Below are 7,470 nucleotides of genomic sequence, written 5' to 3' on the forward strand. Positions count from 1 at the left end.
GGCCGGCAGGTCCAGCCGCCGGTACAGGTAGTACGCGGCGCAGGCGCCCTCACTGGACACCATGGTGGCCCCCAGCGGGGTGCGCGGAGTGCACGCCGTCCCGAAGGCCTCGCACTCGTGGGGTTTCAGCAGCCCCTGCAGCACCTCGCCGCTGCGGCACTCGGCCGGCTCCAGCGTGGCGATGTCCTCCACCCGGAAGCGGTGCTCGGCGTCGTAGTCCCGGTACCGCTCCGACAGGCGCCAGCCGCTGTCGGGGATGACCCCGATGCCGCGCCAGGCGCGGTCGGCGACCTCGAAGACGTCGTCCAGCACGGCCCGCGCGGCGGGATTGCCCTCGGCGGGCACCGCGCGCGGGTAGGCGTTGTCGACCGTGTGCTCGCCCCTCTCCAACTGCCGTACGGTCCGCCGCACGCCCTCCAGGATGTCCAGCGGCTCGAACCCGGTCACCACGATGGGCACCCGGAACCGCTCGGCGAGCTCCGGGTACTCCTGCGTGCCCATCACGCTGCACACGTGTCCGGCGGCCAGGAACCCCTGGACGCGGCAGTCCGGCGACTGCATGATCGCCTCGATCGCGGGTGGGACCCGGACGTGCGAGACCAGCAGGCTGAAGTTGCGGATGCCGCGCCTGCGGGCCTGGTGCACCGTCATCGCGTTGGGCGGCGCCGTGGTCTCGAAGCCGATGCCGAAGAAGACGACCTCCCGGTCCGGGTTCTCCTCCGCGATCCGCAGCGCGTCGAGCGGGGAGTACACCACGCGGACGTCGCCGCCCTCCCCCCGGACCTGGAACAGGTCGCGGCCCGTGCCCGGAACCCGCAGCATGTCGCCGAAGGAGCAGAAGACGACCTCGGGCCGCGAGGCGATCGCCAGCGCCTTGTCGATCACCTCCAGCGGCGTCACACAGACCGGACAGCCCGGTCCGTGGATCAACTCCACCTCGTCCGGCAGCAGTTGGTCGATGCCGTGCCGGATGATGCTGTGGGTCTGGCCGCCGCACACCTCCATGAGCGCCCACGGCCTGGTCACCGAGGCCCTGATGTCGTCGAGCAGGCGCGCCGCCAGCTCGGGGTCCTGGAACTCGTCGATGTACTTCATCACCGCACCTCCCGGCCGCGGTCGTCGCCGACCTGCGCGGCCTGTTCCCACGGGTCGCCGAACTCCTCCTGCAGCATGCCGAGGTCCTCGAACAGCTCCAGGGTCCGGCGGGCCGACTCCTCGTCCAGCCGCTGCAGGGCGAAGCCGACGTGGACGATGGCGTACTCACCGACCTGCAGGTCGGGCAGGTACTCCAGACACACCTCCTTGACCACTCCGCCGAAATCGACGGCGGCCATGCGGATGCCGTCCCGTTCCTCGACGCCCAGCACCTTGCCGGGTACCGCCAGACACATGCGGTTCTCCTCACTTGTCGCGCGGGCGGGGCCCGCGCCCGTCATCGGGTCCGGCTGCCGCCCGGGCCGCCACGACCAACTGACCGAGGGCGAGGCCGCCGTCGTTCGGCGGGACGTCCCGGTGGCGCAGCACGGTGAAACCGGTCGCCCGCAGCTCGCGGGCACAGGCTGAGGCCAGCAGCACGTTGGAGAACACGCCGCCGGTCAGGGCCACCGTCCGCAGACCGGCCGCCTCGCGCGCCGCGACGCACACCGTCCACACCAGCCGGGCGACGGCCCGGTGGAAGCGGGCGGCGATCACCGCCGCCGGAACCCCCGCCCGTACGTCCTCGACGACCGCCGTCAGCAGCGGCCCCGGGTCGGCGGTCGACGGCCCGGCCCCCGGCCCCCGACGGCCGGACAGGCGGAAGACGTAGCGCGGATCCTCCGCCTCGTCACCGGCCGCCACCGCCGCCGCTTCCAGCTCGACGGCGGCCTGGGCCTCGTAGCCCGCGCGGTGGCACACCCCCGCCAGGGACGAGACCGCGTCGAAGAGACGGCCCATGCTGGAGGTCGGCACGCAGTTCAGCCCTCGGGTCAACTGGGCTCGCAGCACGGGGAGTTCGGATTCCGGGCAGGCGGAGGTGCACGGCAGGTCCGGGGCGGGGGCGATGCCCGCCGCATGCAGGTGCGCCAGCGCCATCCGGTACGGCCGGCGCACCGCCGCGTCGCCGCCGGGCAGCGGTGCGTAGGCCAGGTGCGCGAACCGGTGGAACCCGTCGTAGTCCGCGAGCAGGAACTCGCCGCCCCACACGGCACCGTCGTCCCCGTGCCCGGTGCCGTCGAAGGCGACCCCGATCACGCGCGTGCCCTCCGCGACCCCGTTCTCGGCCAGTACCGAGGCGATGTGGGCGTGATGGTGCTGCACCCGGACCACGGGGCGGCCGCCGGCGTGCCGCCGTGCCCACGCCCCCGACCGGTACCCGGGATGGGCGTCGGCGGCCAGCAGCGTCGGCCGCACGCCGGTCACGGACTCCAGGTGCCGCTCGGCACGGCCGAACGCCTGCTGGGTGGCCAGGTCGTCCATGTCCCCGACATGGGCGGACAGCCAGGCCCGGTCGCCCTGCCCGAGACAGAAGACGTTCTTCAGGTCGCCCCCGACCGCGAGCGCCGGGACCACCGGCACGGGCAGCGCGACCGGCAGCGGCGCGTAACCGCGCGAGCGGCGCAGCACCAGCGGTTCGCCGTCGCAGACGCGGACGACGGAGTCGTCGCACGGCACCTGGACGGGGCGGTCGTGCGTCAGCCACGCGTCGGCCAGCCCGGCCAGCCGCTCCAGGGCCTCGTCGTCGTCCGTGACGATGGGCTCCCCGGACACGTTGCCGCTCGTCATCACCAGCAGCCGGGGCGCCGCCGGGTCCGGCTCCGTCGTCCCCAGCAGCAAGTGGTGCACGGGGGTGTACGGCAGCATGACGCCGAGGTCGGGGCTGCCCGGCGCGACGGAGTCGGCGGGAAGGGGCGCCCCGGGGACCGGACGGACGCCGGCCCGCCGCCGCAGCAGGACGACGGGCCGCACCCGCCCGGTCAGCAGTTCCCGTTCGGCCGGGCCGAGGTGGACCAGGTGCTCGACGTCCCCGACGTCCCGGGCCATCAGCGCGAACGGCTTGTCCCCGCGGGCCTTGCGGCGCCGCAGCGTGGCGACCGCCCGCGGCAGGGTGGCGTCACAGGCCAGGTGGTAGCCGCCGATGCCCTTGACGGCGAGTACGGCACCAGCGGCGAGCAGCGAACGCGCCGCACCGATCGGGTCGGCGGGCAGCGGCACGCCGGCCGCGCCGGGGCCCGGCACGAGCCGCAGGCGCGGACCGCAGGAGGGACAGGCGACCGGCTGCGCGTGGAAGCGGCGGTCACCCGGATCGTGGTACTCGCGGGCGCAGTCGGGGCACAGGGGGAACCCCGCCATCGTGGTGTGCTCACGGTCGTACGGCAGACCGGTGACGATGGTGAAACGCGGCCCGCAGTGCGTGCACGTGATGAAGGGATGGCCGTGGCGCCGGTCCGTGGCGTCACCGAGTTCGGCCAGGCAGTCGCGGCAGGTCGCGGTGTCCGGCGGCACGAGCGTGCGCACCGGGCCGCCGGCGCGGGACGCGACGATGCCGAAGCCGCTCTCCCGCGTCGCGGGCACCTCCGCCGTCTCCACCGACTCCACCCTCGCGAGGGGCGGCGCACCGGGCACGAGACGCGCGCAGAACCGGTCGACGGCCGAAGGGGCCCCCTCGACCTCCACCACCACGCCCTCCCCGGTGTTGGTCACGTGCCCCGCCAGCCGGAGATCCGTCGCGAGCCCGTACACGTAGGGGCGGAAGCCCACGCCCTGCACCACGCCCCGTACGACGACACGGGCGCGCCGCACGGGAGGGGCGTCCCGGGCCGGCCCGGGACGGACGCCGGGAGCGGTGCTCACGCCCGGGCCCGTGCCATCACCGGCGTGTGGACTGCCTCCCCCTCGGCGGCCGCCAGCGCCCGGTCCACCAGCACACCGGCGCCCTCGCCGGTCCGTACGGAGGTGAGCACCACGTCCACGCCCGGGTTGACCCGCTCCACGTGGGAGCGGAAGGCGGCCTCGTCGAACGCGGCCGGTCCGGCCAGGTCGGACTTGGTGACGAGCACCAGCTGCGCCAGGCCGAAGGCGGTGGGGTACTTCAGCGGCTTGTCCTCGCCCTCCGTGACGGACGCCAGGACGACCCGCAGGGACTCGCCCAGGTCGTAGGAGGCCGGGCAGACGAGGTTGCCCACGTTCTCCACGAAGAGCAGCCGGGTGGCGTCGGGCAGCCAGTCGTGCAGGTGCCCGGCGAGCATGTCCGCCTCCAGATGGCACAGCCCGTCGGTGAGCACCTGTTTGACGGGGACGCCCGAACGGGCCAGGCGGGTGGCGTCGTTCTCGGTGGCGAGGTCCGCGGTGAGGGCCGCGGTCGCGACGCCGCGCTCCCGCGCCAGCAGCAGTTCACGCTCCAGCAGCGCTGTCTTCCCGCTGCCGGGACTCGACAGGAGGTTGACGACCGTCGTGCCCCGGGCCGTCAGCTCGGTGCGCAGGACGCGTGCCGCCATCGTGTTCTTGGCGAGCACGGCCTGTCGGAGGTCGACTGTGCGGCACATCATCTGCTCTCCTCGGGGTGTGGTGCCGGGCCGGGATCGGGCACGGCGGGCTCCGCGGACCAGTGCACCTCGGTGATCCGCAGCTCGCGGCCCGAGAGCAGTTCGGTGGCCCCCCTGCGGCAGGCGGCGCAGGTCATGTCGGGCGGCATCCCCGTGTCCCAGGCCCGCCCGCACGGTGCGCAGGAGGCCCGGCCGGGGAGGAACCGGGTGACCAGTTCGGCCCCCTCCAGGACCGTGCCGGAGCAGGCGAGCTCGAAGCAGAACGCGAGTGCGTCGGGAACGACTCCGGCGAGTTCGCCGATCTCGACGTGGACCCGGCGCACCCCGTGCGCGCCGTCGGGCCGCGCCGCCTGCTCGACGTGGTCCACGACCGACAGGGCGACGGACATCTCGTGCATCGCCGCTCCGTCCTGGCCGGGGGTGGTTCTCGCGCCCATTAGAGGCGGGGCCGGGCCGGCGGTCGGACCGGCACGCCGGGAGGGAGGGGGCGCATAGCTCGTTCGGTGCACGCCGGCCGGGGCGGTCGCGGCGGCGGTCCGCGGTCGGACGGCGGCCTCGTCGCGGACCAGGTCGGTGACCATGCGCACCGCCTCGGGCACCGCGGCGGCCACCCGCGGGCTGAGGCCGACGCCCTCCTCGACGGTGCCGGGCTCGCAGCCCACGAGCCACGTGCGCCGCGGCGGCACGGCGCCGGTGCCCGCGCACAGGGTGCCGAGCAGGGCGAGCACCGCGTCGGGCGACATGCGGTGGCCGTCCAGGGCGAGGCCGCCCGGCGGTCGCCCGTCGGCGGGCTCCGCCGCGTCGATCAGGTACAGCGTGCCCGGTTCCCCTCCCCGCGCCGTCGCGTCGAGGACGACGAGCGTGTCGTACCCGTCGAGGAGCTGGTAGGCCAGGTGGACGCCGCGGATGCCGACGTCGGCGACCTCGACGCCTTCCGGCAGCGGCTGCCCGGCCAGGCGGCGGGCCACCTCGACGCCGAAGCCGTCGTCGCCGAGGAAGATGTTGCCGACCCCGGCGACCAGGGTGTGCGGGCGCGGCGTGCCGGTGGTCATGGGGCTCCCCTCGGTGGTCACGACGTTCGTTCCTTGCGCACGAAGGCCCGGCGCAGCGCGTGGTAGGGCGCGTCGGGGTCGAAGAAGATCCTGTGCATGTGCGCGAGCTCGCGCTCCCGTACCGCGGCCAACGGGGTGACGGCCTCCCGGTGCTCGGACTCGGCCTTCTTCGCGGCGAGGCGCGACCGCGCCCCGGAGGAGCCGGCCCAGCGGTGGGCCAGCCGGGTGACCTCGGCGGTGAAGTCCGCGGGAGCGCACGCGATCACCCGGTCGACCAGACCGATGTCCCGGGCCCGTTCGCCGCTGAGCGGCAGCGCGTCCTCGGTGAGCCGCCGTGCCGTCGCGGCGCCCACCCGACGCGGCAGGCTGTACGTCCAGTACTCGGACCCGTACAGGCCCATGAGCCGGTAGTGCGGGTTGAGCACGGAGCCGGAGCGGCACCACACCTCGTCGGCGGCCAGCGCCAGCATGACGCCGCCGGCCGCCGCGTTCCCGCCGATCGCGCCGACGACGAGACGGTCGGTGGTGGTCAGGACGGCCTCGACGAGGTCGTCCATGGCGTTGATGTTGGCCCAGGACTCCACGGCGGGGTCGGGCGCCGCCTCGATGACGCCGAGGTGGATGCCGTTGGAGAAGAAGTCCCGCGCGCCCCCGAGCACCAGCACCTCGGTGGGCCGCTCACAGGCCGCCCGGTAGGCGTCCAGCAGCCGTCGGCAGTGGTCGGTGGACATCGCGCCGCCGGGGAAGGAGAACGACAGCACCCCCACCGGGCCCTCCTCCCGGTACCGGATGTCCGACCAGGTGGCGGCGGAGTCGGGGCACAGGACGGGCGCGGGCAGCTCCGGCAGGTCCGGCATGCGTCCGGCCAGGGCGAGCACGGCGGGCAGCTTGCAGGCGCGTGCGGCGCCGGGACCGGTCCGGGCCCGCAGTTCCGGGATCCACACCGCGCCGTCCGTCGTGGCCCGGCAGATCGCGCCCGCCCGGGTCGCCAGCAGCTCGCCGGGACGTCCGCGCAGGCGGTGCTCGGGGTGGCCGCCGTGCAGGAACCACTCCCCGCCGAGCAGTTCGTCCCTGACACCGGGCTGGGAGTCGGCGGCGCGCAGGGTGCGCAGCACCGTCCCGGTCGGATCGTCGGCCCAGGCGATACGGCGCGTCTCCTGGCGCATCGGGGGACGGCTCCGGGCGCCGGGCGCGCTCGGCAGGTCGCGCTGGTCGACGGGGGAGTAGCTGCCGGAGGCGAACCGCTCGACGGCCGTCAGCACGGCGTCGAGGGCCGCGTCGGACAGCTCGTTGCGGTACAGGTCGCTCTTGGCCACCCGTGGCACCGGAAAGGCCGCCGTGGCCCACACGGGCCCCGCGTCCATCTCCTCCTCGGCCTGGAGGACGGTGACCCCCCAGTCACCGGCGTCCTCGTGGATCGCCCAGTCGAGGGAGGACGGGCCGCGGTCGCCGACCGGCCCGGGGTGCACGATCAGACACGTCCGGGCCGTCCACACCTCGCGGGGGACGACCGTCTTCAGCATGGGCGCCAGGACCAGGTCGGGCGCGTGCCGGTCCACGGCGCGGACCACGTCGTCGCTCCCGGGCGTCACCTCGACGGCGACGGTGTGCCCGCGGTCGCGCAGCTCGGCGTGTACCCGCTGCGTGAGGCTGTTGTAAGCGCTGGCGATGAGCAGGATGCGCATGGCGACGGCCTTTCCGGAGGTGCTCTGGCCGTCGGAGAGGGGCGGCCCGGCTGTCTGCGATGGTCGGACATACCGAGCCGCGAGCGTCGACACGAATCCCGCTCATCACTCGTGAGAGTGATAGTTCCGTCCGCCTGCGTGGGCGGCGGCGCCTGAAGGGCCACGGGCGCGCCGAAGTCGCCGAGGGCGCGCGTCGCTGCCGGCGGCGCG

General features: G+C 74.7%; 6 protein-coding genes and 1 pseudogene. All 7 read right to left on the bottom strand.

Annotated features, from left to right (window positions below):
• On the bottom strand, nucleotides 1–1,095 hold a 1,095-nt coding region (gene hypD, locus B7L92_RS21305; protein WP_081239088.1), incomplete at its 3' end, for a hydrogenase formation protein HypD.
• Entirely contained in the window at nucleotides 1,095–1,391 is a 297-nt protein-coding gene (locus B7L92_RS21310) for a HypC/HybG/HupF family hydrogenase formation chaperone (RefSeq protein ID WP_004992194.1), read from the bottom strand. The genes hypD and B7L92_RS21310, both read right to left, overlap by 1 nt.
• 10 nt (nucleotides 1,392–1,401) lie before the next feature.
• Entirely contained in the window at nucleotides 1,402–3,831 is a 2,430-nt protein-coding gene (gene hypF, locus B7L92_RS21315) for a carbamoyltransferase HypF (RefSeq protein ID WP_081239089.1), read from the bottom strand.
• Nucleotides 3,828–4,523, bottom strand: a complete 696-nt coding sequence (gene hypB, locus B7L92_RS21320) for a hydrogenase nickel incorporation protein HypB (protein WP_081239090.1) — start codon at nucleotides 4,521–4,523, stop codon at nucleotides 3,828–3,830. Before hypB ends, hypF begins: the two co-directional genes overlap by 4 nt.
• Nucleotides 4,523–4,960 (bottom strand): hydrogenase maturation nickel metallochaperone HypA/HybF, encoded by a 438-nt coding sequence (locus B7L92_RS42540; RefSeq protein WP_438364009.1) that lies wholly within the window; start codon nucleotides 4,958–4,960, stop codon nucleotides 4,523–4,525. The genes hypB and B7L92_RS42540 overlap by 1 nt, the downstream gene beginning before the upstream one ends.
• Before the next feature lie 108 nt (nucleotides 4,961–5,068).
• A pseudogene (locus B7L92_RS42545) lies at nucleotides 5,069–5,575 on the bottom strand (hydrogenase maturation protease); the annotation flags it as partial.
• Between the two features lie 17 nt (nucleotides 5,576–5,592).
• Complete coding sequence (locus tag B7L92_RS21330; RefSeq protein ID WP_081239091.1) at nucleotides 5,593–7,260, bottom strand: hydrogenase maturation protein; 1,668 nt, start codon at nucleotides 7,258–7,260, stop codon at nucleotides 5,593–5,595.
• Nucleotides 7,261–7,470 lie beyond the last annotated feature (210 nt).

Source organism: Streptomyces viridosporus (assembly GCF_002078235.1).
GTDB classification, from domain to species: domain Bacteria; phylum Actinomycetota; class Actinomycetes; order Streptomycetales; family Streptomycetaceae; genus Streptomyces; species Streptomyces viridosporus.